This window comes from Paraburkholderia sp. BR10936 (assembly GCF_040965735.1).
In the GTDB taxonomy this organism is placed as follows: domain Bacteria; phylum Pseudomonadota; class Gammaproteobacteria; order Burkholderiales; family Burkholderiaceae; genus Paraburkholderia; species Paraburkholderia nodosa_A.
Genome location: NZ_JBFRCM010000074.1, coordinates 1 through 454 on the forward strand (window position 1 = coordinate 1; position 454 = coordinate 454).

Here is a 454-nt window from a genome sequence, read left to right on the forward strand (position 1 = left end):
GCAAGGCATGGGTCGAGAATCCCGGATATTTGCTGAGTCGCAAGGCCCTGGAAATTGGCCAGATCACGACGGTTCCGATTCCCGTCGACGAAGAAGGCATTGACGTCGGCTTCGGCGAAACGCATGCACCGGATGCCGCGTTGGCGCTGGTCACCGCGGGACAACAGGCGCCGTTGGGTCCGACCTTGTCGCTCGCGCGCCGGCGGCAACTCCTGGAGTGGGCGGCCCGGGCGCAGGCATGGATTATCGAAGACGACTATCTGGGCGAGCTGCAGCTGAAACGCCGCGCGGCGCCAGCGCTGGCGTCGCAGGATCGAGCGGGGCGTGTCATTCACATCGGGACGTTCAGCAAGACCATCAGCCCGACGCTGCGACTGGGATTTGTGGTGGTGCCCCCCGCCCTGGTACCCCGCTTCGATGAAGCGGCAGCGTGCCTGTCTTCCGCACCGGGGCC

Annotated in this window: 1 protein-coding gene; it reads left to right on the plus strand. The window is 65.9% G+C overall.

Translation table 11 applies throughout. The features are described 5' to 3' along the window. A partial coding sequence (locus AB4Y36_RS40470; RefSeq protein WP_368685938.1) for an aminotransferase class I/II-fold pyridoxal phosphate-dependent enzyme occupies positions 1-454 on the plus strand: 454 nt, incomplete at both ends.